This is a genomic window from Providencia rettgeri (assembly GCF_023205015.1).
Classification (GTDB): domain Bacteria; phylum Pseudomonadota; class Gammaproteobacteria; order Enterobacterales; family Enterobacteriaceae; genus Providencia; species Providencia rettgeri_E.
Map to the genome: position 1 here is coordinate 3,666,461 of NZ_CP096258.1, position 25,369 is coordinate 3,691,829.

Genomic DNA, 25,369 nt, shown 5'->3' on the forward strand with positions numbered 1-25,369 from the left:
GAAGTGCCGTTGACAGGCCCAACTTTCACTCATTAATTATGCTAAATAAGATTAAATATCAATAGAATACTAATAATTTATATACAATATCACACCAATATTAACTTATAGACCGAGCTGATTATCTTCTAAATGATTTTTCGCTATTCGTTTTGGCACTTTACTCAATCAGTTCAATGAGTATTCCACCCATCAAAAGTTTCTCATATGAAACCAAACTCCTTCATAACCTCGACACACACCACACTTTGAAACGAATATTTTACATATAGTCAACATTCGATTGACTAATAATCATCCATACAATTAATCTGGTTTTAAATAAAAAACAATGTTTCGCATATGAAACAAAATGTTACAACACATTCAAAAGGAGAAAACCATGAGCTGGGTTGCTGTCTGCGATGTCTCACAAGTTCAAGAAGAATTTCCTTTTTCAGCCAAAGTGGATGATGTCGAAATTGGGATTTTCTTAGTTGAAGACCAATATTATGCCTTAGAAGATGTTTGTCCACATGCCTATGCCCTGTTAAGCCAAGGATTTGTTGAAGATGGCAAAGTTGAATGCCCATTACATGAGGCCATTTTCGATATCAAAACGGGTAAATGTTTACGCGAACCAGGAGGGCGAGATCTCCGAACCTACCAAACACGCATTCACGACAACCAAATCGAAATCAGTTTGATTGAGGAGTAAAAATGGAACCTATTCAGAATATTAATCCGTATTTACCAGCAAATAACCAAATCATCCCAGCACGCGAAGGCGGTAAAGGCAGTATTCAAGCGCCAGGAAGTGCGCCGAATATCGTTTGGCAAACACGTTCACGCGTCCCTGATGAGTATGAAAGCAAACTCATTTTTGCACTCGAAACGCTATTCGCAGCAGACACTGGATCCCTTGATGAATTAGTTCAGTCATTAAACCAGCAACAAATATATGACCGACAAGGTCACCCTTGGTCTTCTAGTAGTTTCCGAGAATTTCTTCTCGTCAACGGTTACTAACACATTGTCACTAATAAGAAAATAAAACTCAGACACCTTTGATAAACGGAAGCAAATCATGACAACCAATGCACAACCTCAAAACTATCAAGAATATTTAGATGTTGGGTTACGTGGACAATGGTACCCCGTATTATCCAGCTGGGAAGTCAGCAATAACCCTATTGGTATCACGCGCCTTGAAGAACAAATCGTGCTGTGGCGCGATGATAAAGGCCAAATTCATGCTTTAGAAGATAGATGTCCCCATCGCGGAGCCCGTTTATCAATGGGTTGGAATCTAGGTGAACGTATTGCCTGTTGGTACCACGGCGTCGAAGTCGGTGGTGATGGTGTCGTTAAAGATGTTCCAGCGGTCAGCCAATGCCCTCTTGAAGGTCAAAAATGTTTAAAAACCTATCCCGTTCAAGAAATTCATGGCGCTATCTTCCTCTATTTTGCGGTAGTTGACGGTGAAACACCTCCAGCCCTTGAGTTTCCTGAAGAGTTAGCTGATGACGAAAACCACAGCAATTTCCTCTGCACCGCATCGTGGAAATGCAATTACCAATACGCATTAGAAAACGTGATGGACCCAATGCATGGTACCTATCTCCATTCATCATCACACTCAATGGCAGAAGGTGATAAACAATCAGAAATGATCCTAGAAGCAACAAAAAATGGGTTTATTTTCCGTAAAAATGACCAAATTGGCGTCAACTTCGACTGGGTTGAATTTGCGAGCACTGGTGCAAATTGGATGCGTTTATCCATCCCGTATCAAAAACGTTTTGGACCCGGTGGACATTTTTGGATTATCGGCATGGTCGTTCCTGAAGACCGTCATCACACTCGTGTTTTCTTTTGGCGAATTCGCAAAGTAAAAGACTGGCAACGTGATTTATGGCGCTTTATGTATCGCAATCGCCTAGAAGGGCTACATTGGGATGTCCTAGAACAAGATCGCCTCATTTTGGAAAACCTCACACCAAATGCACGCGATAAAGAGTTTCTTTATCAACACGATGTGGGGTTATCACGCCTACGTCGCATTATGCAACGTGAAGCGAAAAAGCAATTTGACCTAATACACAGTAAGGAAGCTGAAAATGCGTGATTTACTGGCAGGAAAACGCATTGTGATCACCGGAGCCGCAAGGGGGCTTGGCTTTAGCTTTGCCCAAGCCGCAGCACAACAAGGCGCTCAAGTTGTCTTGTGTGACATCCTAGCGCAACGATTACAAGAAAGTGTCGAATCTCTACAACAACAAGGCTTTGAGGCCCAAGGTGTTTCTCTCGACTTAGCGGATCCTGACTCAATCACTCATACATTCGACAGTATTGGTCAACAAGGTGCAATTGATGGGCTGATTAATAATGCGGCCTTAGCAACTGGAGTGGGTGGAAAGCTGCTCGACGAATATGACTTGGCGCTGTGGGATAAGGTGATGACCGTCAATGTCAGAGGAACCTGGTTGGTCACCAAAGCCGCGCTTCCCTTTTTAAAACAGAGTTCCCGCGGGAAAATTATCAATATTGCCTCTGACACCGCACTATGGGGTGCTCCCAAGCTGATGGCCTATGTCGCCAGTAAAGGAGCCATCATCAGTATGACCCGTTCAATGGCGCGTGAGCTTGGTACTCACCGCATTTGTGTTAATGCTATTGCTCCGGGGTTAACAAAAGTCGAAGCGACGGAATATGTGCCCGCAGAACGCCACCAGCTATATGAAAATGGTCGAGCGCTCCAAGGAGAACAGATGCCTGAAGACGTTACAGGAACCGCTTTGTATTTGCTTTCTCCTATGGCCGATTTTGTCACAGGACAGCTAATCCCAGTTAATGGTGGCTTTATTTTTAACTAATTTCGCCATTCAGTCGGTTAAGAGGTGAGGATCATGAATTCAACATGTAAATATCTGGTACCCGGTTTGGAAAAAGGGCTACAGCTTCTTCTGCTACTTGCACAGCAGCACCGTGAGCTCACATTTGCAGAAATCCTCCGCTTAGTCGATATGCCCAAAGCAACGGCTTACCGTGCGATCCAAACCTTGGTGCATTTGGATTTCCTTGTTCAACACCCACGAACTGGGGCATTTTCGTTAGGCCGTAAAGTCCTCAGCCTTGGTCTTGGCTATATTGCCTCACTCGATTTAACTCAATTAGGTCAGCCGATTATCGAACAATTGAGAGATCGCAGCCAATGTAACAGCCATTTAGTTATCCGAGATGGTCGGGACATTATATACATCGCCAGAGTCAGTGGCGCAGAATCCAAAATTAACCATGTTAGCGTAGGGACACGTTTATCAGCGCACCGAACCTCACTAGGCCGCATGCTACTGAGCGGATTAACTCGCACTGAGTTCGATGCGCTTTACCCTGATGATGAACTGCCCGATAACGCAGGGTGTAAACAGGAATTCTGGCAAATGATCCAAGCCGACAAACTGCGTGGCTACGTGATTGGAGAATCATTTTACCGTCGGGGAATTTCCTCCATTGTTTACCCTGTTTATAACCAAGCAAATGGTGTCGAGGCGGTCATCAGCATCATGGTACCCATGAATAGCATCCCTGCACAGGAGTGTCGGCGATTACAAAATGAAGTAAGCCATGCCGCGCAAAAATTGACTGAATTTATTGGTGGAATGAGCCAAGCAAAAGCCGTTTAGCATTAACTGATTATCTACCCTACATTTTTTAGGTTTATTGCCATAAGCCTCGGGTTCTTTCTGTCCAAAAAAGCCGTTGGCAATAACACCAATCGATAGAGGACTTTATAATGTCAGTGATTGGAATAGAAAAATTAGAATTTGGTGTCGAAGACATCCCTAGCTGCCAAAAATTTTTACACGACTTTGGCCTACAAGTTACCAAAAGTGACCCCTCGTTATTTTCGACGCTTTCTGGGGCAAAAATACAGCTTTTCACCCAGCAAGAACCATCTCTCCCCCCCGCTTTCGAAACAGGTTCAACCCTGCGTCGGATCACATGGGGGACAGAAAATACGGCAGAACTCAATAAAATCATCGAGAACATTCAAGGCTGTGATGGTTTTAAACTCACGTCTGATGGTGCTGAGTGCCGTGATCCAAACGGCATGGCGGTCGCGTTTACCGTCACCAAACAAAAAGACGTTGACGTTGAAGTCTCACCAATCAACCAATGGGGCGACATTCGGCGCATTGATAAACCAAGCCCTGTTTATGAAAAAGCTACACCGATTAACGTAGGGCACGTCGTCTTTTTTGTTGATGACTTACCATCGACAGAAGCGTTTTACTGCCAAAAGCTCGGTTTTCAAGTCTCTGATCGTTATATTGACCGCGCCGTTTTTTTACGCGCCCAAGTTAATGGCTGCCATCACAATTTATTTTTACTTAAATTACCGCACCGTGGCCGTGGCCTAAACCACGTAGCCTTCACTGTACGAGATATCCATGAAGTCATTGGCGGCGGCTTAGCGATGAACCGCCAGCAATGGAGCACCTTTATTGGACCGGGTCGCCACCCTATTTCATCTGCCTATTTTTGGTACGTTAATAGCCCAACTGGTGGTGCTTTCGAATATTACACCAATGATGATTTCCTGACAGACAAATGGCAGCCCCGCGAGCTGGAACATTCTCTGGTTTCATTCACTGAGTGGGCGGTTGAAGGCGGTCTAGACTATGAAACACGTCGTCAAGTAAAACTGGTGAAGGAGTAAGCTAATGAACTCCTTAATCCAAGGCGGTATCGTCATTATCGGTGGTGGACAAGCAGGTGGTTGGGCGACAAAAACTTTACGCGATGAAGGTTACCAAGGCACAATCAGTGTGATCAGTGATGAAGACCATGATTTTTATGAGCGCCCACCTCTGTCTAAAGCTGCACTCACCCAAGAGAGCTTTGCACTATCACGATTATTCAGTGAAGAAGCAACTCAGGCCTTAAATTTACAATGGTTTCGTCCAGTTCGCGCCACTAAAATTGATACGAAAACAAAATGGATCCACCTCAATGATGGCCGCATTGTGACATTTGAAAAACTGTTACTTGCCACTGGCGGGCGTCCCCGTTACCTCTCAAGTAATTGGCAGAAACACCCGCAAGTCTTTGCCTTGCGGTCATGGAACGATGCACAACAACTACGCTCGGCGCTGCTTGAGGCAAAAAAAGTGGCCATCATTGGCGGTGGGTGGATTGGCTTAGAAGTTGCCGCTTCTGCTCGAAAAATGGGGATTGATGTGGCCATTTTTGAGCGCCAAAGCCGTTTGTGCGAACGCAGCGTTCCACAAAATGTTTCTGAGGCATTAGCTCTACGCCATACGCAAGCTGGCGTACATGTCATTACAGATTGTGGCGATATCGAACTTGGTGCTTCTTCCATTAAGCTACAAATTGGCTGCCAAAAACAACCATTACAAACTTTCGACCTTGCCGTAATGGGCATTGGAGTAGAACTAAACCTAGAGCTCGCCAAACAAGCGGGGCTTGATGTCACTCATGGCATTGTCATCAATGACCAAGGACAAACTTCACACCCAGATATATACGCCGCTGGCGATGTCGCTTGCCATCCAACATTGTCTTTATGTTTACAATCATGGGCTTATGCACAGAACCAAGCGATCACGACCGCAAAAGCCATGCTTAACCCACATTCTGAAGGCTTCAATGAACTCGCTTGGTTATGGTCAGATCAATACAAAGACAATATCCAAATTTTAGGCGTCCCAACCTCACAAAAACTAAAACACATTCAACGTCATACTGCTAATTCTGAGGTGCATTTTTCATTAAGTGAAGCTAATGAATTAGTGCAAATGATTGCTTTTAATGATGCTCGGGCAATCAAGCTAGGTAAACGTTGGATGCAGAGCCACCGTAAATTGGATCCCTCACAACTTGCTGATCCCACATTTTCACTGATGTCACTGAAATAGTGGCCAGCAAGGAGAAATAACATGGCTAATCAGAGTATTACCCTAAAAAACTCAGAAAATACTCAAGCAGTGCAAGATGTGCCTGAGAAGATCAATTGGCTCATCCCAATCGGCTTATTTTCCTGTGTACTGCTGGCTTTCTTTGACAAAATTAGTATTGCCGCTCTGTTTTCTGATGAAAAGTTTCAACAAGCACTGGGGATCGACTTTGACCCAACCCGTTTAGGGCTACTGATGAGCGCCTTTTTATTCGCTTATGGCATTTCATCGATGCTATTAAGCGGTATTGGCGACAAATTTCATCCGACCAAAATGCTGTTATTTATGATCAGTAGCTGGTGTTTTCTCATGATTTTTATGGGCTTCACACACCACTACGGCACGATGATTTTTCTGCGAGTCTTATTGGGGATCGCTGAAGGGCCTTTGCTAGCAATCGCATACGCTATTGTGCGCCGTACTTTTCCGCCAAAAATGCAAGCTCGTGCCACTATGATGTGGTTATTAGGCACACCGTTAGGTGCAGCGCTAGGATTTCCTATCTCATTGTATTTACTTAATAACTTCGGTTGGCAAAGTACATTTTTTGTCATGGCGGCCTTTACCGTTCCCGTTTGGTGGTTAGTGGTCATAGGCATCCGTCACCCTAATTTAGTCAATCGCCAAGCACAAACGAAAAATACAACGGGTGAAACACTTCCAGCAGAGCAACTGGCCGCAATGAAAGCCCATAAAAAACGTTTATTCCAAAATAGCCATTTTTGGATTATCTGCATGTTTAATATCGCTTTTCTTGTTTATCTTTGGGGAATGAATGGCTGGTTACCAAGCTATTTAATTAAAGGGAAATCCATCCACTTAGAGCATGCAGGGATCTTATCTTCCCTTCCTTTTATCGCCATGTTATTTGGTGAAGCCATCGGTGCATGGCTATCTGATCGTTATGATCGTCGAGCTCTAGTGTGCTTCATCTCTCTGTTAGGTGCCGTACTGGGGCTAGCAATGGTGCTATTTCTTACCGAGACCTACAGCATCATTCTTATGATGGCATTTAGCATGTTTATGTGGGGAGCCGGTGCCCCGAATATCTTTGCCTTACTTGCCAAAGCCACACAAAAACAAGTGAGTGCATTAGCGGGAGGCATCTTCAACGGCCTCGGCAATCTCGCTGGCGCGGCCGCCCCTTTACTTATGGGCGTCCTGATCACTGTTACTCACACTATGGATAGCGGTCTGTTATTCATCGTAGTTATTGGTCTGGTTGGCAGCTTACTACTACTGCCTTTACTGAAGAAATATTAATCACTCTTTGTAGGAGATAATGCGATGTCACAACCTCAAATCAAACCACAAGATATGCCAATGGCACAATGGATTGAGTCACGAATTGCCCGCCTTGAAGGCCGTAAATACGACTGGAATGCCCTGAAATTCCAAGCGGATTACGACCCTAAATATCGTCGAGCCCAAATGCGCTATATCGGAACAGGAGCCACTGGCGTCTCTAACGATGTCAATACCGTTCCCGCAGAGAATTTCACCTTCTCCACAATGGTTCTTCCTGCCAAATGCGAAGGCCCATTACATCTACATCCCGATGTTGAAGAAGTGTTCTTTATGTTGAAAGGCACTATCACGTTGTTTGTAAAAGATGGCGATGAAGAATATGAAACCGTTCTTAAAGAACGCGACCTAATTTCAGTTCCTGCAGGGATTTATCGTGGCCTATTTAACCACGGGGAAGAAGAGGCGTTAATGTGCGTCATGATAGGCACACCAAAGCCTGCAATTCCAACGTATCCAGAAGATCACCCGTTATCTAAAGTTAAACGTAATTAATCGGAGCTATCAGTGATGAATTTGCTAATCGAAAAACTCCCCGCACAGCAACTGGCTGATTTTGGCCAATATCGTCTCAATTGGCGCAGTTCTGGCCATGGAAATGCGGTGGTTTTACTGCATGGAATTAGCTCCGGCTCTGCCTCATGGGTAAGCCAATTGGCCTCTTCATCACTAACTGACCACTATCAGCTATTCAGTTGGGATGCCCCAGGTTATTCAGGTAGCTCAGCGCTAAATACACAAACCCCAACGGCTATTGACTATGCGAAGGCACTAAAAGCATTCATTGATGGGTTAGAACTACAACAGGTTGTTTTAGTTGGGCATTCACTCGGCGCATTGATGGCGAGTGCTTTCGCATCACAATATCCGCAACAAGTGAAAGGATTATTCTTAGCCAACCCAGCTCAAGGCTATGCCACTAAAAGCCCAGAACAACAAAATGCAGTGTATGAACAACGGCGTGACATTGTATTTAATTCAGGAATAGAGTCCTACGCCCAAAACCGAGCCGCTGCCCTGTTATCGCCAAGCGCAACCTCTGAAAAAATTGATTGGGTTAGACAGAATATGAAAAAACTCAATCCCCAAGGCTTTCTTGCCGCAGCTTGGATGTTAGCCCATGACGATATCTACTTGTATTTAAAGGATTATAACGGGCCAATCGAAATACTGGTAGGGGCTGATGATACCATTACGCCACCTGCACAAGTAGAGCGACTCGCACAACAAAAAAATTGCCCTTATTTCCTAATTAACCAAGCGGGACACGCCAGTTATCTGGATGCACCAGACACCTTTAATCATCACTTACAACAATTTTTAGAGACGGTCTATTGCCAAGCTGAATAAAGGAAAACGCATGAATTTACAGTTAAATAACCGTGTTGCTGTCGTGACAGGAGGAAGCTCCGGTATAGGCTTTGCAACCGTCAAACTGCTACTCGACGAAGGTTGTAAAGTCGCTTTTTGCGGCCGTGATAATGAAAAGCTGCAACAAACGCTTAAAACATTGCGCGAGCTTTACCCTCAAGGTGAATTTATCGCCCAGCAATGTAATGTCCTTGAAAAAGCACAGACAGAAGCCTTTGCTCAGCGGGTTTATCAACACTTTGGCCAAGTTGACTTACTGATTAACAACGCAGGGCAAGGGTATGTCGCAAGCTATGCAGATACCCCTGAAGAAGCGTGGTTACATGAAGCCCAACTCAAACTATTTGGAGTTATTAACCCGGTGAATGCATTTTTGCCTTTCTTAGAGCAATCCAATATTGCATCAATTACCTGTGTTAACTCGCTATTAGCATTACAGCCTGAGCCGCATATGGTCGCCACCTCAGCGGCTCGGGCTGCATTACTAAACATGACGCTGAACTTGTCAAAAACACTGTTACCCAAAGGGATCCGCGTTAACTCTATTTTACTTGGCATGGTCGAATCTGACCAATGGCGACGCCGCTTCGAGAACCGGAGCGATAAAAGCTTAGATTGGCAGCAATGGATTGGCGATATCGCCAATAAACGAGGGATCCCGATGCAACGTTTGGGCAAACCGGAAGAACCCGCCCGTGCTTTAGTATTTTTAGCGTCGCCGATGGCTTCGTTTACCTCAGGTGCTGCTTTGGATGTTTCTGGCGGCTTTAGCCATCACATTTAAAGGATTGATAATGAAAACATTAATGTTGATTGGTTATGGAGCAATGGCACAAGAAGTGATGACTCGCTTACCTACTGAGATAGCACTGCGTTACATTGTTGCCCGGCCTCATCACCACCAAGCTATCTTGGAACGCTTTAAAGGAGCGGTCACACCTATAGATAGCCTCGATAATATTATCGAGCCGCCTGATTTAGTACTGGAGTGTGCGGGTCACCAAGCGGTACAACAATATGCGCCAACTATATTACAAAGGGGTTGGACACTCGCTATTATTTCCACTGGCGCACTGGCTGATGCGACTTTAGAGCAAACATTGACTGATTTAGCAAAACGCCATCAAGGACTACTCATTCCTCTGACAGGTGCCGTTGCTGGGCTAGATGGTCTACGTGCCGCCAAAGAAGCCAATATCACCCAAGTGACCTACCAGTCACGTAAAAGCCCAGCAAGTTGGCACAATAGCGCGGCTGAACGTTATATCGATTTATCAAATGTCTCGGAAGCCACTGTATTTTTTAGTGGGAGCGCGCGTGAAGCGGCTCTGAATTTTCCAGCCAATGCCAATGTTGCCGCCACTGTCGCGCTGTATGGTATTGGCATGGACGCCACACGAGTGAAACTGGTCGTTGATCCAAACACCACAAAAAATTCACATCGTATTGATGTTACTGGTGATTTTGGCCATTTCTGTATTGAACTCAATGGAAACCCTCTGCCCTCAAACCCAAAAACATCTATGCTAGCAGCCTTAAGTGCTGTTGAAGTTTGTCGTCGTGTCGCTGGACATCAAGCTATTTAATAGGAGCCCAATAATGAACAAAATGGATATTTTTGTTGGCGGTAAATGGCAGCAAGGCCGCGGGCCTGAAATGCAGTCGCGTTTTCCGGGAGATAACCAAGTGATTGCCACCCTTAACAGTGCTAGCCTTGACGATGTTGAAGAGGCCGTTCTCGCAGCAGATAAAGCGTGGCGGGAGCCTACTTGGCGCAATATGCCTGCACATCAACGTGCCACTATCTTATATAAAGTTAGCACACTAATTGACGAACAGCGGGAAGCTTTAACGCAATTACAAACTTTGGATAACGGCAAACCGTGGGCAGAAGCGCGTGGTTTAGTCATGAGTGCAGCGGCCACCGCACGTTACTTTGCCGCTGTTTGTGAGGTCTCCGGCGGGGAGCTTCCTCCTCGCCGCCAGCCCGACTTAATGACGATAAGTACTTACCAACCTATCGGGGTGATCGCTGCGATCACGCCATGGAACTCCCCGATTGCCAGTGATATGCAAAAAATTGCCCCGGCCCTTGCCGCAGGTAACGCCGTAATTTTAAAACCCGCAGAAGCCACGCCTCTAATTTCATTAAAACTGGCTGAGCTATTTGAACAAGCGGGTTTACCCAGCGGCCTATTGAGCGTGCTCCCGGGTAGAGGTTCGATTGTCGGTGATGCACTGGTTCGCCACCCTCTGGTGAAAAAAATCTCCTTTACAGGTGGCACCAATACGGGACGACAACTGGCTCACATTGCGGCCGATAAACTGATCACCACATCATTGGAACTAGGTGGTAAATCCCCAACGATCGTGCTGTCAGACGCTGATATTAATGTCGCCACACATGGTGTTTGCTACGGTATCTTTAGCTCAATGGGGCAAGCCTGCATCGCAGGTTCACGCCTATTTGTGGCTAAAGATATCTACTCATCCTTTATGGAAAAATTAACCCAATTGACCCAAAACTTGATCATCGGCGACCCCAGACAAGAACGAGTCCACGTGGGGCCATTAATTTCCCCTTCGCACCGAGACAACGTCAAAAACTATGTCGAGCAAGCAGTCCAACAAGGGGGGCAGATCCGTATTGGTGGAACTGCACCTACTGACCCAGCGCTTCAAGATGGCAACTACTTTTTACCGACGATTATTGAAGGCTTAGATAACCAATCTGTTGTTTGCCAAGAGGAAATTTTCGGCCCAGTGCTCGTCGCCATGCCATTTGATGATGAAGAAGATTTAATTCAGCAAGCTAATGATTCTGTTTATGGACTGGCTGCGGGTATTTGGACTCGCGACTACACTCGAGCCTTTAAACTGGCGGATGCCCTTGATGTCGGAACCGTTTGGGTCAACACCTATAAAGTTTTTTCTATTTCAACGCCATTTGGCGGCTTTAAAGAAAGTGGCATTGGCCGCGAAAAAGGCCTTGAAAGCCTCAAAGCCTATATGCAACAAAAAAGCCTATTTCTGGCACTTAACCCACAACCAAACCGTTGGTGTGAATAGCAAATCCGTCACCGGATTATGGCTGCATTGAGGAAAACATAATGTCTGAAATGATTACAGTTGGCGAAGCTATCGCCAGAACACTCGAACAATACCAAGTCACAACGGTTTATGGGGTTATTTCAATTCATAATTTACCCATAGCAGATGCTATCGGGCGCCGCGAAGTGATTGATTTTACGCCAAGTCGTGGGGAAGCAGGAGCCGTTACCATGGCGGATGCACATAGCCGTTTTAGTGGCTTAGGGGTAGCACTAACCAGTACAGGCGCAGGTGCTGGAAATGCTGTTGGCTCAATGATTGAAGCCATGAATGCTTGCTCACCAATGATCCACATTACTGGGCAAGTTGAAAAGGCGTATCTAGATATGGATGCAGGGTTTATTCATGAAACACATGACCAACTCGGTTTTCTACGTTCAAGTTCTAAGCAAGCTTTTCGTGTTCATACCCCCGAACAAGCCGTTGCCACTCTACATAAAGCCATTCAGGTTGCTCAAACGATACCTTGCGGCCCTGTCTCTATCGAAATTCCAATTGATATTCAAAGTGCGCAAGTGCCATTATCTGTGCTCAGTGTGCCACTTCCCCCTTCTACGCTGCCTGACTGTTGTACATCGCTAGTCAATGCCATTTGGGATAAACTTCAACACGCTACACAGCCTCTATTATGGGTTGGCGCAGGTGCTCTACAAGCAAAAGATGCTGTGAAACGCCTTGCTGATGCGGGGATTGCCGTCATCAGCAGCACCCATGGGCGAGGTATTTTATCGGATAACCACCCATTCAGCTTACGTGCTTTTCATAATGCAGATTCCATTGATGCATTACTGCGTTCATGCGATTTAACTATCGTCGCTGGCTCGCGTTTACGCAGTAATGAAACCAAAACATGGTCATTACCTTTGCCACACCCCATCATACAAATCGATATAAATCCACTCGCAGCTAATCGCAACTATTTAGCCGACTTAACAGTAACTGGGGATTGCAAAAGTTTACTTGAAGCACTTGCCTATAAAATCGAACAAGCAAAGCGCCCTATCTCTGCTCAGTGGAAAAAACAAGTACAAGAGGCGGTACAACTGGCAGAAGAGCAACTCAGGCAACAATGTGGCCCTTATAGCCAACTCAGTGATGCCGTGGAGCAAGTCTTACCAAGTGACGGTATTTTTGTCCGAGACATTACGGTATCAGGGAGTTTATGGGGAAGCCGTTTACTCAAAGCGACCCAACCAATGCACAACATTCACTCATTAGCCGGTGCGATTGGTCTAGGACTCGCCATGGCAATTGGCAGTGCCAAAGCAAATCCGAATGTGCCTGTTATTGGCTTAGTGGGTGATGGCGGGTTAATGTTAGGCATAGGTGAATTGGCCACTATGGCACAAGAGCAGCTCCCCATTGTTCTGATTATTATGAATGACCAAGGCTATGGCGTAATGCGAGGTATTCAGGAAAAATATTTTTCAGACCGCCAATACTATAATCAGTTACTCACGCCTTCATTTAGCCAACTAGCTCAATCTATGGGGATTCAGGCATTTACGATAGATAAAGCTACAGATTTCGAATCAACACTACGCCAAGCTGTCGATTTGAAGCAACCTGTTGTCATTGAAGTGTTAATGAATAGCATTGGCAAAATGAATTTCTCAGGCCCGCCACAGAAAAAATTATTTTAACTTTCAAACTAATACGGGTGGCACAAGCCACCCTACTTCATTGATAGATAATGATATAAATGATTAAAGCCATCTGCTTTTTAAATTATTATAGTTAGGGACTAGATCACCCGACTAAGGTTATAAATTTGGCTTAAAATATTGCGTATAAATAGAAATCGCTTGCTCTTTTAAGATGCCTTTAACCACTTCAGGTTTAAAGGGGCTTTTGTCAAAGATTTCATCACTCCCCAGCATGATATTAAAACCGGCAATCTCGGCAAGTTCATCATGAGAAAGGCTATAAACCATCCGACCTAATTGGCTCCATACCATTGCACCGGAACACATACAACACGGCTCACAACTGGTATACAGCGTATAATCGGATAAATCCATGACTTTATGTTCAGAACAATACTGGCGTATGAGACCTAACTCCGCATGATAGGTTGGGTCACTTTCCGTATGAATATGATTTTCACCAGTCATAACGACTTGGTTATTTTTAACTAATACCGCACCAAAGGGTTCATTGCCATTTTTCGCAGCATCCGTTGCCAAGGCTAAAGCCTGCGTCATAAACTGAATATCCAGCGCATTCTGTTGCTCATTGTTGTTAAGCTTATTTTCCATATACACCCCCTTATATGCATAAATTAATTTAATTTTAAAATAACCTAAATAGGTTATATCAAGCTTAGTGATGTATTAATACAAAATAACGAGATCCTGTTCAATTTTCTGGCACATTTGGGAGGTATAAAACATTTCACAATGTCTTGTTAGCACTAGAGTTCTACAGACGTTATCAAGCTTAAAGATATAAAAATGATTTCAATTTTTAGGCCACAAAAGGATTACAACATCCCTCACATAATTTCAAAAAGTCAGTAAATATATGGATTAACAAGAAATTAAAAGCTGAGATGAATTACAAAAGTATTTTAGGGAGCCATTAGCGTGATATGTTTCAGATACAAAAAAGCCACTTCTTTCAAAGTGGCTTAATGCGCTGATTTAACAGCTTAAATTTGGTGGCCCCTACTGGACTTGAACCAGTGACCAATCGATTATGAGTCCTTTAAATCGCCTAACAAAAACAACAACTTACTTTGTTTTCAATAGGTTAATAAACGAATGAATACGAATAAATACGGTGATAGGGTTTCTTTGCTGCCACTTTGCTGCCATTAAATTAGTTTTTGCAGTGGATTGAACTCTATTGCTTCAGAAAGGTGATTAGGTGAAAAGTGAGCATATCTCATTGTCATCTTAATGTCTGTGTGCCCTAGTATTCTTTGCAATACTAAAATATTGCCACCTGACATCATAAAGTGCGAAGCAAAAGTATGTCTTAAAACATGGGATGATTGACGTTCAGGCAATTCAATACCTGTACGTTCTAATGCGGAACGAAATGCAGAATAACAAGACTTAAATAATGGATTGTTCCCCTTCCCTTTTGGCAATGTTTTTGCAAACTCGTCACTAATGGGAACTGACCTATTACGCTTACCTTTTGTCTTGATAAATGTGATTGTGTTATTTCTGATTTGTGATGCTGTCAGTTTTTCGGCTTCTGACCATCGCGCACCAGTTGCTAGACAAATTTTAACGACATGAATCAAATCTTTTGAGCTACTTTTCTCACATTCAGTTATTAGCAGTCTCATTTGCTCATCATCAAGGAAAGCCATTTCCTGTTCGTCAGTTTTATATGACCTGACTTTTGCTAATGGGTGTTCTTTTGCCCATTCATCAAGTCGAATCAACTCATTAAACATAGCCCTAAAGTAAGCAAGCTCTAAATTAACCGTGCGTGGAGTAACAGTTTTTAATCTATCTGTTCGTGTGATTTCCCCACTCAAGCGCTTTTCACGATATACAGAAAAAATCTTTGCATTAAATTCAATGGCGAGAGGATCACCCATTGCTTCGCAGGCAAATATCATTAAAGATTTACGCTTTTCACCATCACCAAGAGTCACACCATGAGCACGGAACCAAGTTTCAACTAATTCTGTTAACTTGCGTTTATCTTGTTTTTCACCTAGCCACGGCTTATCTTGTGTTTCATCAAGAATATGACGTTCAAATGCAATAGCTTCACCTTTAGTTGTGAAGAGTTTACGAACTCTTTTACCTTGACGACCATTAGGAAAACATTGAACAAGCCAACGCCCGTCAGGTTGTTTTTTAACTGTCATGATTCGTTATGCCCGCTACATTTTTTAACCAATCATGAAAGTAATATTTTTTATGACCATCACTTGATATCATTGTTTGAATTCGGCTTGCCAAAAATGTTCTGTGCTCCATCCTTGTATAACAGAAACCTCCAATATACTCATCGCCATAACCATTTTTGAAATATTGGTCTATATCTATAGTCCTTTTATTTTTACCTGAACTAGAAATATAGGTGAATGTTGATTTGATAGGCGGAAATTCAGCTACTAAATGCAACTCTTTAGCCTCGTATCTAATGCTTTTTGCATACTCAAACATTTCATGCAAATCTAATTTTAAAACCTTTCGACATAATTCAACAAAATCATAGCGTGTTGACCCAACAATAATTTTTGTTTGTATTTCTTTCTCTTTTATTTCTGTTGTTTCTCCAGTCTCAGGGTCTGTTATATTCAGATAAAATTCACCATCATTTTTTATGATAAGGCTAGTTATAATTCCATATATTTTATCTCTGTGATCAACAATCTTAAATGACGCAAGCTTCGTCGTGCCTTCCCATACAAGAGATTTGTTATTTTCCATAACATATGTCTTGTTTATGTTATTCTCCGTGCCTTCATCAACAGTAAAAATCACAGGTGGTTTTGTTGCGGACTGCAATTGCTGAGTGATTTGTCTTTCAGAAAACTCTTTTGCGGCTTGTTCTTCTATTTCATTATTTTTTTTGATTGGCTTTTCCTGTTTTTTTTCTTTCGTTTTCCCAGAAAAAAACCACCAACGCGATAAACCGACAATCAAAGAACCAGTAACAATCAACATAAATATTGATACGCCTTTATTTTTCTCATCTGGAGAAACAGTAAGGCTTAAGCCTGCCGCAAAGAACAATACTAAAAATAAAATTATTAATACTTTCAAAGTGGTTAATATTTTACCCATTTCAATAGTCCTTTATTTCTTTTATTACTCGCCCAAGCACTGTTAAGTCTTTCAAATCACAATCAAAAGCCATACCTACACCCGAGACTCTAACGCGTTGAACTGGTATACGGGTTAACTCTCTGATGCTGATCTTTCCCTCTATATCAACAAGCCATTTTCCGTCAAAAATATCACTAAATGATTTATCAATAAGATAATAGTCTTTATCCATTTGAACACAGATCGGGTCAACAGGTGCTGGTTTACTAGCAGATAACATAACCTTATCAAACATAACACTACTAGCTCTTTGCAACTCACCGTTGAATTCTTTGAAGTTAGTTAATTTTAAAATATCAACGCGCTCATTATCAAACGGGTTGCCAGTTCCCCAAACTAACCATTCAAGATTTGCACCAGTTTCATGCATACACCTAACAACCATATCAGCAGGGAAGATATTTCTTTTGTATCTACCTGAAATGGCACTAGGCCCCATATTAAAATGCTCAGCCATCATCATTTTTGATGAAAAACCATAAGCTTCCATAATTCTATCTAAAACGATAGCGCTGTTTTCACATGACACAAAATCAAATGAGTCACTCATTTACGTTCCCGCCAATTTTACGTGATGGAAAATATCATATGAATGATGTTGACATTTCACCTAACGTGAAGTAGATTTCAAATCATAGCAAATGACGAATATAACCGGATGCCACCGGATAAAACCAGAATAGGAGATTTTGCACTATGCGCCCTAATATTACAATCACCATTCCTGAGCCATACCTCACTATAGAAGCCTACTGTGAAAGATTCGGTATGGCTAAAAGCACTGTTACAGACATGATCAAAGATGGTCGTTTACCTGTGCGAAAAAAACATAAAGACATGAAAAGTGGTCGCGTCTTTATAAACATGGCAAAGCTAACCGTTGAAGCATTATCAGACTGTGACATTTCGCTTCAAGCGTAGTCATTATTCGTATTAGGAGAATAAAGGCTATGTTTGATTATCAAGCTTCCAAACAATCACATTTTGATAATGCATGTCGCGCTTTTGCGATTGCTCACAAAGGTGACCTTGTTCAGATAGCGGAAGCAATCGGCATGAATGCGCAAATGTTGCGTAACAAGTTAAACCCAGAACAGCCGCACCAATTAACATCAAGTGATTTAGTTAAAATTACGGATGCGACAGAAGATGCCACGTTGTTAGATGGTTTATTAGAGCAGCTTCAATGCCAGCCGTCTGTACCGTTGAATAATGCAAGTGAAGGAAATTTTCCTGCGCATATTCTAAATGCAACGGCAGAGGTCGGAAAGTTAGCAAGCCAAGCGGTTTTAGGTGGTCATATTAATAATGCCCGTTCCGCTGAAATTAAACAGAGCGTAAATAATGCGATCCGTTGTTTAGCATTAGTTGGTGTGACAATTTCAGCCCGTTTACATTCATCCCCCGCGTTTGTATCAGCGATTGATACCGTTGTGGGATTCAGCCAAGCAATGGTGTGACTATGACTCAAGCACATAAACAGCAGTACAAATATAAAGTCACTGGCGACTCATTTAAACGTTTAGAAGAAATCAGCGTAAACAAAAAAGATGGTTCATTAAAATATATTGTTCCAGTTCTTTTGCTTGCCGTTGTTTATCTAATTTCTAGAATATAGGTGATTGCTATGCAACAGAATCCAGCGTTATCAGAAAATCGATTCAATCCAATGACAATAAAAGACCGTTCAAATGGTTTGAATCATATTAATGAATTGAGAAACAAAATATTTGGGGAAACTGATAAAGAATTAAAAGGTTATATTAACAGCGCCAATGATAGATTTAGCGATGATGCTGAGAGTAGTAAAAGATTTCTATCTATGATTTATTGGTGGGCAAAAATAGAGCCAAGTAGACATGGTTGTAAATATGAAGAATTAACCAAGAAAGAAATTAAAGCAATTGTTAAAGCTATGATTGATATAAAAAGTAATACCGCTAATTTACCAAAGCGATTTCCATCAATAATTAATTAAATAATACCCAATTAAATAAATGACGTTAGCGCGTCAGGGATTTTTACACTCTAAATTTAGGAATTAAATAAATGAATATACCAGAACCAACATTCACACCCGTATTAGATGCCACTTCAAATGATGCAATTTTAATTGATGGTTGCATCAACTGGAATCGTAACGATGAACGCAAAGTTTGCAATGACCGTTACGCTTCTCGCCTGCGTAAGCTTCAAATGTATGTGCTGCAAGAAAAACCAGATTATGCAGCAATCAGCCAGTTATTAGAAAGTGAAATTAGTCATATTGAAAATCAGGAAACATCCAATCGATACGTTGAAAAGTATATGGTCAAAAATGAGCAGTTCTAAAACTGCTCTTAATAATCATTTAAATGTGAATTGGCTGTCGTACTTACCCGGACTTAAATTATCGGCAAACAAATCCGTTAAGCCTAATGCAGCCAATTTATCAACTAAGCTAAGGTATGAGGACATTCCATATGTTGTTATCACTCTATAGATTTCTCCATTTTCATTTTCAATTGCAACCACCATCGGCCCTCCTCCTAATTCATTTTTTGATACTTTTTTAGCTATTTTGGAGATTTTTTCCTCAAGTTGACTTCGCTTGATGTTATCAATGTATGAATCGTCCATGGTAACTCCTCTATGAGTTTTAGAAAAATACTGAATATGCTGAATCATTATCACAGATATACCAACAAAAAAGAATTAACTAAACATCACGGACTAACAAAATGAGCTCGAACCAAGAACACAATAGTGACGTATATATTTCAATGCGTCGCCAACAAGAAGAAAATAAGCCAGAGTTGCCAAAATCAGCGACTTTGGCTGAACGCATTATGTGGGATGCTAATAAAGATGATGCTGAGTGGCGTCATGAAATTATTTCGCATGTTCCCGATTTCCTCTCAATTTATTTTGCCACTAAATACGCACGCCTTTTTAATCAAAAGGGTCGTCGTCGTGCCAATGAGTTTTTACGCAAAACCGCTAAGAATGTATTGCCACGATTCGAACGGGTCATGAAACAGTATGAGTTTAAGCATCGTGTTTCAGGTGATAGACCATTCCCTTTTATTGAACAACTCGAAAATATTGCGCAGTTAGATAGAACGGTTATCAAAACTTTAGCAAATGATATTGCCAGTTTTATGAGTGATAACTATGAAGCTGCAACAAAGCAATACGCCAACAGCGACCCAAAAGATGAATGTGAAGCCCGTCAGCGTCTTGATAAAACTTACGCTTTCCTTGCTAAATTAACATTGCAGTCGGGCACACAGCCGCCATATTGGCAGCAATTTATTAAAGGCAGAATTAAACCAAGTGAAGATAAACTTTGCGCGGCATTACTTCGCATGTTTGATGTTTCTTGGTGGTATCGTCGCTTAAAGCGTTTATGTGACCTTAAACGTGAGCACCTTGCTATCGCGATTGGTCAAGTTCAAAAATCCGCATCCCCTTATGTTTCAAAAACAACCTTGCATCGCTGGGTAGAGCAAAAGCGTTCAAACTGGCAATTTCTTAAAGACTTTGAATTAGAAGACGAAGACGGCAACCGAACTGAACTTACAAAAATGGTTTTAGGTAGCGTGGCAAACCCTGCTGTTCGTCGTTGTGAGTTAATGGCACGCATGCGCGGGTTTGAAGACCTCGCAAATGAAATGGGCTGTGATGGTGAATTTTACACAATGACAGCTCCATCAAAATACCATTCAGCCTATCAAGCAGGTGGTTTTGTTGATAATTGGAACGGATGTGATCCAAGAGCAACCCAAAAATATCTATGTAAAACGTGGGCGAAAATACGTGCGGCTTATAGCCGTGCGGGTATCCGTGTTTTTGGTTTTCGTGTTACTGAGCCACACCATGATGGTACACCGCACTGGCATATGTTGCTGTTTGTTATGCCTGAACATAAAAAACAATTGCGTTCTATTTTTAGTCACTATGCACGTTTAGAAGATAAAGACGAACTTACTACACCTAAAGCATTAAGAGCCCGTTTTCACGTTGAGCCTATAGACGAAAGAAAAGGTAGTGCAACTGGCTATATCGCTAAATACATTTCAAAAAATATCGACGGTTACGCGATGGACGATGAAGTCGATAAGGAATCAGGCCAGAAGTGCAAGGACATGGCGCGGGCGGTTTCCGCTTGGGCTTCACATTGGAAAATTCGCCAGTTTCAACAAATAGGCGGTGCGCCTGTGTCGGTGTGGCGTGAATTGCGCCGTATGGGTGATGATACCGAAGCATCAACAGGTTTAGATGTTGAATTTGCCGAAGTCCACAAAGCAGCCGATACCAGCAACTGGAGCGAATACACTAAATTACAAGGTGGTGCGTTCGTGCGTCGTGCCGACCTTATCGCCCGTCTATGGTATGAGCGTGAAGAAAAGACCAACGCATATGGTGAGCCCGTCGATTGCATCAAAGGGGTTTACTGTACTTTAGTGGGTAACGACTCCCCAATTATCACTCGTATTAAGAACTGGCAGATTGTGCCGAAGTTAGCCGAAGCGACAGCGGAGGCTGGTTTTGATGGCGCGATTAGCGCCCCTTGGAGTTCTGTCAATAACTGTACGCAGGCACGGAGGACGATTAAAGACAAAGAAACGGTTATTCCCGATATTGTGAGAAAAGCCAAAGAAATTGGCATCACTTTAGACCCCGAAAAAGACCCTTTCATGATCCATTCGATAGCAAGAGGGGCAATTTATACAGAAAACGGCCAAAGCGTGAAGTTTCATGCTAATGGCCATATCCAAAAAATCGTATTTAAGTCAGATAAAGTCAAAAAATCACTGGCTCGGTGTGAGTCGGCTATATCTCGAATTCAGCAGAGGATAAAAGAAAATGGCAAAAACAGCAGCAGAGCGCAAAGCGGAACAGCGTAAACGACAAAAAGACAGTGGTGAAATGAAATTTGAGTTGATTGTTGATAGCCAAGAACTAGAAATGTTACGCCAAAATTGTGCATTACGGCGACCAGGGCGAGAGCCTTACGATATGAATGAATACATTCAATTACTCATTATCAAAGACAACCAAGAACTGACGGAAAAATACAAACAGCTTTCTAATGAGTGTTGCGGTAAGTGTGGAGAGAGTTTGCCTGTTGCTGAGTGTTGTTTGTCGGGAGCAGCAGACTGTTGGAACACCAAAGGTTGGCATGAATTATCGTTAAGTAAAATTGGCGTGACATGTCACGAAATTAAAAGTTAGGGAAGCATTTAACGTAACTCTGTAATAAAAAAGATTTTTTTATTTTTTTGGCTTATACAGTGTTCCCCTGTGGTTTAATTTATGTATACTGTATAAATATCCAGTATACAAATGGGAATTTGAATATGAGCGATTTATTACAGGAATCGGTAGCGTTTGAACGCATTAGTGTTATTGCAAAGCTGGGGAGTTTAGAGGGTTGCAACCATTATGAGCGTCAAGTTGTACTCACACTGATTACTGAACTTGCAGACGGTGCAAGGGAAGAAATAGCAAAAAAGAGCAACCAAAAAATTAGGCTGCTAAATAGCAGCCCTGATGTAAGTCAGAAATCATGCACCCTTTGAGGTTAATAACCCTAGCGCCAATTGGCGCTGTTCAGGGTTAAATTTTTCAATCATGGATTGAATCAAATCATCTGAGTGGGCGCTAGGGCTGATAGTGTGACTAAACGTTAGATTTAAAACATAGGTGTGACCGCATTCAACATCATTACAGGCGCAATAAAGGTCTGAAATTTCACGATGTTTACGATTCGATTTGCGAATTGTCGCGCGTTGGCCGCAAATGGGGCAGAATATTTTTAATACTCGCACGTTCCAGACCTCCGATTGTTGATAACGTCTTAATTTTACCCTATTTTTAGACATTATTCATTTTCCTTAATGATATTTTGACGGAAATTTAATTTCAAAGACTCATTTCTACCGATTTCACTATTGACCGCATTCATAAATAAATTTTGTACAGGGATAACTTCATCTTGTCGATAAGCCTCTCTTGCTTTTAAGGGGTCACCTAAGCCGCCAGAGCCTAAGCCGGGAATGATGCCAGCAAGGCCTGCGGGGAAGCGATGAGCATTCAAGATATCTTGCGCACTAATACTTTTCACATTGCTAAACTCATCGTTTGCAGAGATATCCCCAACGGGTATAAATTTGATGCCGTCAGGGTCACCATTTGGCACACTCACAAACATGGTTTCAAAATTACCGATTCCCTTGCTTTGGCTGAGTTTTTGGATGATTTGTTCTTCTACTTCGTCGGTCATATTCGGGTCATTACAGTAAATCATCCCGCCCGTGTGTGCCCCGTTATGGTAATAACGACGACGAAATATAGTTGCTTCACTGTTTAGTAAAGCTGCGTGGATACCGCCAATATAGTCCGGTAAACCGTAGACTTGCTGTTGTGGGTCATACATCTTGATATAAATGATTTCATCAGGGGTATAAACTAGCGGCTCACCTTCTTGTAAAATGACAAAATCACCGTCTTTACGCCTACGCAAGTAAAGTGAGGGTAAAACCTCCAATCCGATGATTTCCCCCCAACCGTTACGCACTTTTAAAATGGCCACATCACCAAATAAAAAGTAATTAAAGACAGCCGCTTTTAATTGCTCATGAGTTAGGCCACCTCCAATATAATCGCTGGTGACCATATTATGGCGGGCATAGAGAACGCCCCCATGTTGGCCATTTAAATTTACCAATTGCGCCAGTGCTTCACGGTCTATTGGCGGTGTCCAGTGGTCAAAATCATTGTCATACCAGATATTTTTATAATCAGTATGTGTCGTTAGAATAGGCGTTGGCTTGCCCAGTGTGATACTAAACCCTTTCGAGGGGGCTTTAGTGGTTTGCGCCATTTGTTTGCGTGAATTCCGTTTCTTTTTCATTATGCAGCCTTTGGTAATATATATTTAGATTTGCGCTTTTTATCCGTGTTAAGCGGCTCTTTAATTACTGCGTGAGACGTTGCCCAGAAAACATCCGCGTGGCCTGTTTCTTGTGTTCTATCTGCGACGAATGTCATTGCGCCACCTTTACCCGTAGTTGTGTGACGTATGCATAAAAATGACGCGGGGATTTCTTTCTGATCCATATCCCATTCAATGCGTTCTTCATCAACAATATCTATCATCTTCATCACAAGTTGAGTTTTCATTTGCAGGCTATAAAGAATGGGCTGTGTGATACGTGGCGCAAAATCTTGCACCATTTCATATACGGATTGACCTATCCCTGTGGTATCGATGCCAATGTGTGTGAAACGATATTTTTTGGTTAAGTCTTCAATCAATTTTGCCTGATGTCGCCAGCTAAAGCCCTGCCAGTAAAATGTTGCCAATACCCGAAATACTTCGGGTGCCATCATGGGTGGTGCAACGATAACAAATGTTGATGTGTCGCCAGAGCGTGCAGGGTCATACCCGCCCCACACTTCGCGATTGCCAAATGGGCGCGGGTCGTCGGGTTTATGGTCTTCCCATAAATTCACATCAACACCGCATTTCATTAAGGTGTCATATTTAAAGACAGACTTACCACTATCAATAAATACGCACATATACAACATGTTGAATGTGTCAGGGTTATATCGTTGTCGTAATTTATCGATGGACGCTAAGTTAAAACCGCATTTTATCGCATCTTCAAGGGTGATGATATAGCGCCATTGCCCATCGGGGCACTCACGCCCCCCGTCGCGCATTTCTTTTTCACTGGGAAACTCAACGTTTTTACGTTTAGGGTCATTGCCGCGCCATTCATCCCCCATCCAGAACGGATAGGCCGGATGCGTTTTAGAGCTAGGCGTGGAAAAATAGGTGATACGCCAGCGGTCATGCGTTGCCATTGCTGATGCAACATCATTTAAGCGTTTAAAATCAGGTACCCAAAAATATTCGTCGCAATAAAGATGGCCACTGTAAGACTGTGCTGTGTTTTTATTGGTGGATAAGAAGCGTAATTCAGCCCCATTACTTAAACGGATTGGGTTACCTGTTAATGTTACCCCAAAAAATTGCTCTGCAATATTCACAATATATGACCGGAATACTTCAGCTTGGGGTTTTGATGCGGATAAAAATATCTGCGGGTCACCCGTCAAACAGGCATTTTCAAAGGCTTCAAAGGAGAAGTACCACGTCGCCCCAATTTGACGGCTTTTTAATATATTGCGTACTGCCTGCGTGATATTAATGCGCAAATGCTTTTGATAACCAAACAGCATTTCATCAGCAAAGCGTTGGAAATCTTCTGGCGTCAGGCTAGAAATATCATTTTTGCGGTATTTTTTCTTTTTCTTCGGTTCCCCATCATCATCTAAGACGTAATTGCCACGCCCTTCCATATCTGACGATTGAGATTTTAATGCTGCCATTTTTTCAGCGTGCTTATTCGCTTGCGCCATTAATTTAACGTGGCTAGCAATTAAGCGGTCTAACTCATCTAATTCAAGCTCCGTTTTTTTAGTTCGCTCGCTCAATAAAACAATGCGACGGTTAATTGCTTCAATCACACTCTCATGACTGAGCATATCAGCCCAATTCCATTTTTCTGCCCAATAGTAAACAATCCGACGATTAGGCAGGCTCAATTCCTCCGCGATTTCCGCTGGAGTATAGCGTCGCAAATATAACGATTTTGCGACCTGTATTTTTGCATCCGTGTATTTAGCCATAGTAGATGCATTGTGCCCCGACCTTTAAACGCTGGCATTAAGCGGCTTTCGGCAAAGCATTTATAACCGAATCGAACTTGTCGCAAGTGAAAAAAATGTGGGCAATACTGAGCACCTAACGAAATGGAAGCAATAAAC

Annotated in this window: 30 protein-coding genes; 22 read left to right on the forward strand and 8 right to left on the reverse strand. The window is 42.5% G+C overall.

What is annotated here, in order from left to right:
• Positions 1 to 382: 382 nt before the first annotated feature.
• From nirD to M0M83_RS16695, 14 genes are all read left to right on the forward strand, one after another.
• Complete coding sequence (nirD, locus tag M0M83_RS16630; protein ID WP_248467005.1) at positions 383 to 697, forward strand: nitrite reductase small subunit NirD; 315 nt, start codon at positions 383 to 385, stop codon at positions 695 to 697.
• 2 nt (positions 698 to 699) lie between these two features.
• Positions 700 to 1,008, forward strand: coding sequence for a recombinase-like helix-turn-helix domain-containing protein (locus M0M83_RS16635; RefSeq protein ID WP_248467006.1), 309 nt, complete (start codon positions 700 to 702; stop codon positions 1,006 to 1,008).
• Positions 1,009 to 1,066: 58 nt separating this feature from the next.
• A complete protein-coding gene (locus tag M0M83_RS16640; RefSeq protein WP_248467007.1) occupies positions 1,067 to 2,107 on the forward strand; it encodes an aromatic ring-hydroxylating oxygenase subunit alpha in 1,041 nt (346 codons plus the stop codon).
• Entirely contained in the window at positions 2,100 to 2,855 is a 756-nt protein-coding gene (locus tag M0M83_RS16645; RefSeq protein WP_248467008.1) for an SDR family oxidoreductase, read from the forward strand. Before M0M83_RS16640 ends, M0M83_RS16645 begins: the two co-directional genes overlap by 8 nt.
• Positions 2,856 to 2,888: 33 nt before the next feature.
• Positions 2,889 to 3,665: an IclR family transcriptional regulator gene (locus M0M83_RS16650; protein WP_248467010.1), complete on the forward strand. Its 777-nt coding sequence runs from the start codon at positions 2,889 to 2,891 to the stop codon at positions 3,663 to 3,665.
• Positions 3,666 to 3,775: 110 nt separating this feature from the next.
• On the forward strand, positions 3,776 to 4,702 hold the full coding sequence (locus M0M83_RS16655; RefSeq protein WP_248467011.1) for a VOC family protein: 927 nt from the start codon (positions 3,776 to 3,778) through the stop codon (positions 4,700 to 4,702).
• A gap of 4 nt (positions 4,703 to 4,706) precedes the next feature.
• Complete coding sequence (locus M0M83_RS16660; protein ID WP_248467012.1) at positions 4,707 to 5,921, forward strand: NAD(P)/FAD-dependent oxidoreductase; 1,215 nt, start codon at positions 4,707 to 4,709, stop codon at positions 5,919 to 5,921.
• Positions 5,922 to 5,942: 21 nt separating this feature from the next.
• Positions 5,943 to 7,223 carry an MFS transporter gene (locus tag M0M83_RS16665; protein WP_248467014.1) on the forward strand — a complete coding sequence of 427 codons (1,281 nt, stop codon included), beginning with the start codon at positions 5,943 to 5,945 and terminating at the stop codon, positions 7,221 to 7,223.
• Between the two features lie 24 nt (positions 7,224 to 7,247).
• Positions 7,248 to 7,760 carry a cupin domain-containing protein gene (locus tag M0M83_RS16670; protein ID WP_233618402.1) on the forward strand — a complete coding sequence of 171 codons (513 nt, stop codon included), beginning with the start codon at positions 7,248 to 7,250 and terminating at the stop codon, positions 7,758 to 7,760.
• 15 nt (positions 7,761 to 7,775) lie between these two features.
• Positions 7,776 to 8,615 (forward strand): alpha/beta fold hydrolase, encoded by an 840-nt coding sequence (locus tag M0M83_RS16675; protein WP_248468465.1) that lies wholly within the window; start codon positions 7,776 to 7,778, stop codon positions 8,613 to 8,615.
• 10 nt (positions 8,616 to 8,625) lie between these two features.
• Positions 8,626 to 9,420 carry an SDR family oxidoreductase gene (locus M0M83_RS16680; protein WP_248467015.1) on the forward strand — a complete coding sequence of 265 codons (795 nt, stop codon included), beginning with the start codon at positions 8,626 to 8,628 and terminating at the stop codon, positions 9,418 to 9,420.
• Positions 9,421 to 9,430: 10 nt separating this feature from the next.
• Complete coding sequence (locus tag M0M83_RS16685) at positions 9,431 to 10,222, forward strand: aspartate dehydrogenase (protein ID WP_248467016.1); 792 nt, start codon at positions 9,431 to 9,433, stop codon at positions 10,220 to 10,222.
• A 13-nt stretch (positions 10,223 to 10,235) separates the two neighbouring features.
• Positions 10,236 to 11,705, forward strand: a complete 1,470-nt coding sequence (locus tag M0M83_RS16690) for an aldehyde dehydrogenase (protein ID WP_248467018.1) — start codon at positions 10,236 to 10,238, stop codon at positions 11,703 to 11,705.
• 41 nt (positions 11,706 to 11,746) lie between these two features.
• Positions 11,747 to 13,390 carry a thiamine pyrophosphate-binding protein gene (locus M0M83_RS16695; RefSeq protein ID WP_248467019.1) on the forward strand — a complete coding sequence of 548 codons (1,644 nt, stop codon included), beginning with the start codon at positions 11,747 to 11,749 and terminating at the stop codon, positions 13,388 to 13,390.
• Positions 13,391 to 13,510: 120 nt separating this feature from the next.
• Here M0M83_RS16695 and M0M83_RS16700 read toward each other — a convergent pair whose 3' ends face one another.
• The 4 genes from M0M83_RS16700 to M0M83_RS16715 all read right to left on the reverse strand — a co-directional run bounded on the left by M0M83_RS16700 (position 13,511) and on the right by M0M83_RS16715 (position 17,096).
• The gene (locus M0M83_RS16700; RefSeq protein WP_140171526.1) at positions 13,511 to 14,005 is read right to left on the reverse strand and encodes a nucleoside deaminase; all 495 of its coding nucleotides are present in this window, start codon (positions 14,003 to 14,005) and stop codon (positions 13,511 to 13,513) included.
• Between the two features lie 557 nt (positions 14,006 to 14,562).
• Positions 14,563 to 15,579, reverse strand: coding sequence for a phage integrase (locus tag M0M83_RS16705; RefSeq protein ID WP_248467020.1), 1,017 nt, complete (start codon positions 15,577 to 15,579; stop codon positions 14,563 to 14,565).
• Complete coding sequence (locus tag M0M83_RS16710; protein ID WP_248467021.1) at positions 15,569 to 16,504, reverse strand: hypothetical protein; 936 nt, start codon at positions 16,502 to 16,504, stop codon at positions 15,569 to 15,571. The genes M0M83_RS16705 and M0M83_RS16710 overlap by 11 nt, the downstream gene beginning before the upstream one ends.
• Position 16,505: 1 nt before the next feature.
• Complete coding sequence (locus M0M83_RS16715) at positions 16,506 to 17,096, reverse strand: phage repressor protein CI (RefSeq protein ID WP_248467022.1); 591 nt, start codon at positions 17,094 to 17,096, stop codon at positions 16,506 to 16,508.
• A 146-nt stretch (positions 17,097 to 17,242) separates the two neighbouring features.
• Between M0M83_RS16715 and M0M83_RS16720 the strand changes: the two genes are divergently transcribed.
• The 5 genes from M0M83_RS16720 to M0M83_RS16740 all read left to right on the forward strand — a co-directional run bounded on the left by M0M83_RS16720 (position 17,243) and on the right by M0M83_RS16740 (position 18,877).
• Entirely contained in the window at positions 17,243 to 17,467 is a 225-nt protein-coding gene (locus tag M0M83_RS16720) for a helix-turn-helix transcriptional regulator (RefSeq protein ID WP_248467023.1), read from the forward strand.
• A gap of 29 nt (positions 17,468 to 17,496) precedes the next feature.
• Complete coding sequence (locus M0M83_RS16725) at positions 17,497 to 18,006, forward strand: phage regulatory CII family protein (RefSeq protein WP_195697486.1); 510 nt, start codon at positions 17,497 to 17,499, stop codon at positions 18,004 to 18,006.
• A gap of 2 nt (positions 18,007 to 18,008) precedes the next feature.
• On the forward strand, positions 18,009 to 18,164 hold the full coding sequence (locus M0M83_RS21855) for a hypothetical protein (protein ID WP_231068180.1): 156 nt from the start codon (positions 18,009 to 18,011) through the stop codon (positions 18,162 to 18,164).
• A 9-nt stretch (positions 18,165 to 18,173) separates the two neighbouring features.
• The gene (locus M0M83_RS16735) at positions 18,174 to 18,524 is read left to right on the forward strand and encodes a DUF5347 family protein (RefSeq protein WP_219108939.1); all 351 of its coding nucleotides are present in this window, start codon (positions 18,174 to 18,176) and stop codon (positions 18,522 to 18,524) included.
• 71 nt (positions 18,525 to 18,595) lie between these two features.
• Complete coding sequence (locus tag M0M83_RS16740) at positions 18,596 to 18,877, forward strand: hypothetical protein (RefSeq protein WP_238562768.1); 282 nt, start codon at positions 18,596 to 18,598, stop codon at positions 18,875 to 18,877.
• 15 nt (positions 18,878 to 18,892) lie between these two features.
• Here the strand turns inward: M0M83_RS16740 and M0M83_RS21860 are convergent, their stop codons facing one another.
• Positions 18,893 to 19,165: a hypothetical protein gene (locus tag M0M83_RS21860; RefSeq protein ID WP_096864694.1), complete on the reverse strand. Its 273-nt coding sequence runs from the start codon at positions 19,163 to 19,165 to the stop codon at positions 18,893 to 18,895.
• Positions 19,166 to 19,266: 101 nt separating this feature from the next.
• On the opposite strand from M0M83_RS21860, the gene M0M83_RS16750 reads away from it, so the two are divergent.
• The 3 genes from M0M83_RS16750 to M0M83_RS16760 all read left to right on the forward strand — a co-directional run bounded on the left by M0M83_RS16750 (position 19,267) and on the right by M0M83_RS16760 (position 22,110).
• Positions 19,267 to 21,435, forward strand: coding sequence for a replication endonuclease (locus M0M83_RS16750; RefSeq protein WP_248467024.1), 2,169 nt, complete (start codon positions 19,267 to 19,269; stop codon positions 21,433 to 21,435).
• Positions 21,395 to 21,763, forward strand: coding sequence for a hypothetical protein (locus tag M0M83_RS16755; protein ID WP_231068177.1), 369 nt, complete (start codon positions 21,395 to 21,397; stop codon positions 21,761 to 21,763). Before M0M83_RS16750 ends, M0M83_RS16755 begins: the two co-directional genes overlap by 41 nt.
• 125 nt (positions 21,764 to 21,888) lie before the next feature.
• Entirely contained in the window at positions 21,889 to 22,110 is a 222-nt protein-coding gene (locus tag M0M83_RS16760) for a hypothetical protein (RefSeq protein ID WP_248467026.1), read from the forward strand.
• On the opposite strand, the gene M0M83_RS16765 is transcribed toward M0M83_RS16760, so the two are convergent.
• Genes M0M83_RS16765 through M0M83_RS16775 form a run of 3 tightly spaced genes read right to left on the reverse strand, consistent with a single transcriptional unit; the run spans position 22,096 to position 25,231 of the window.
• Positions 22,096 to 22,413 carry an ogr/Delta-like zinc finger family protein gene (locus M0M83_RS16765; protein WP_141395919.1) on the reverse strand — a complete coding sequence of 106 codons (318 nt, stop codon included), beginning with the start codon at positions 22,411 to 22,413 and terminating at the stop codon, positions 22,096 to 22,098. The two genes, M0M83_RS16760 and M0M83_RS16765, sit on opposite strands and share 15 nt — an antisense overlap.
• Positions 22,413 to 23,444: a phage portal protein gene (locus M0M83_RS16770; protein ID WP_423811125.1), complete on the reverse strand. Its 1,032-nt coding sequence runs from the start codon at positions 23,442 to 23,444 to the stop codon at positions 22,413 to 22,415. Before M0M83_RS16770 ends, M0M83_RS16765 begins: the two co-directional genes overlap by 1 nt.
• On the reverse strand, positions 23,444 to 25,231 hold the full coding sequence (locus tag M0M83_RS16775) for a terminase large subunit domain-containing protein (protein WP_248467027.1): 1,788 nt from the start codon (positions 25,229 to 25,231) through the stop codon (positions 23,444 to 23,446). The genes M0M83_RS16770 and M0M83_RS16775 overlap by 1 nt, the downstream gene beginning before the upstream one ends.
• Between the last annotated feature and the right edge of the window lie 138 nt (positions 25,232 to 25,369).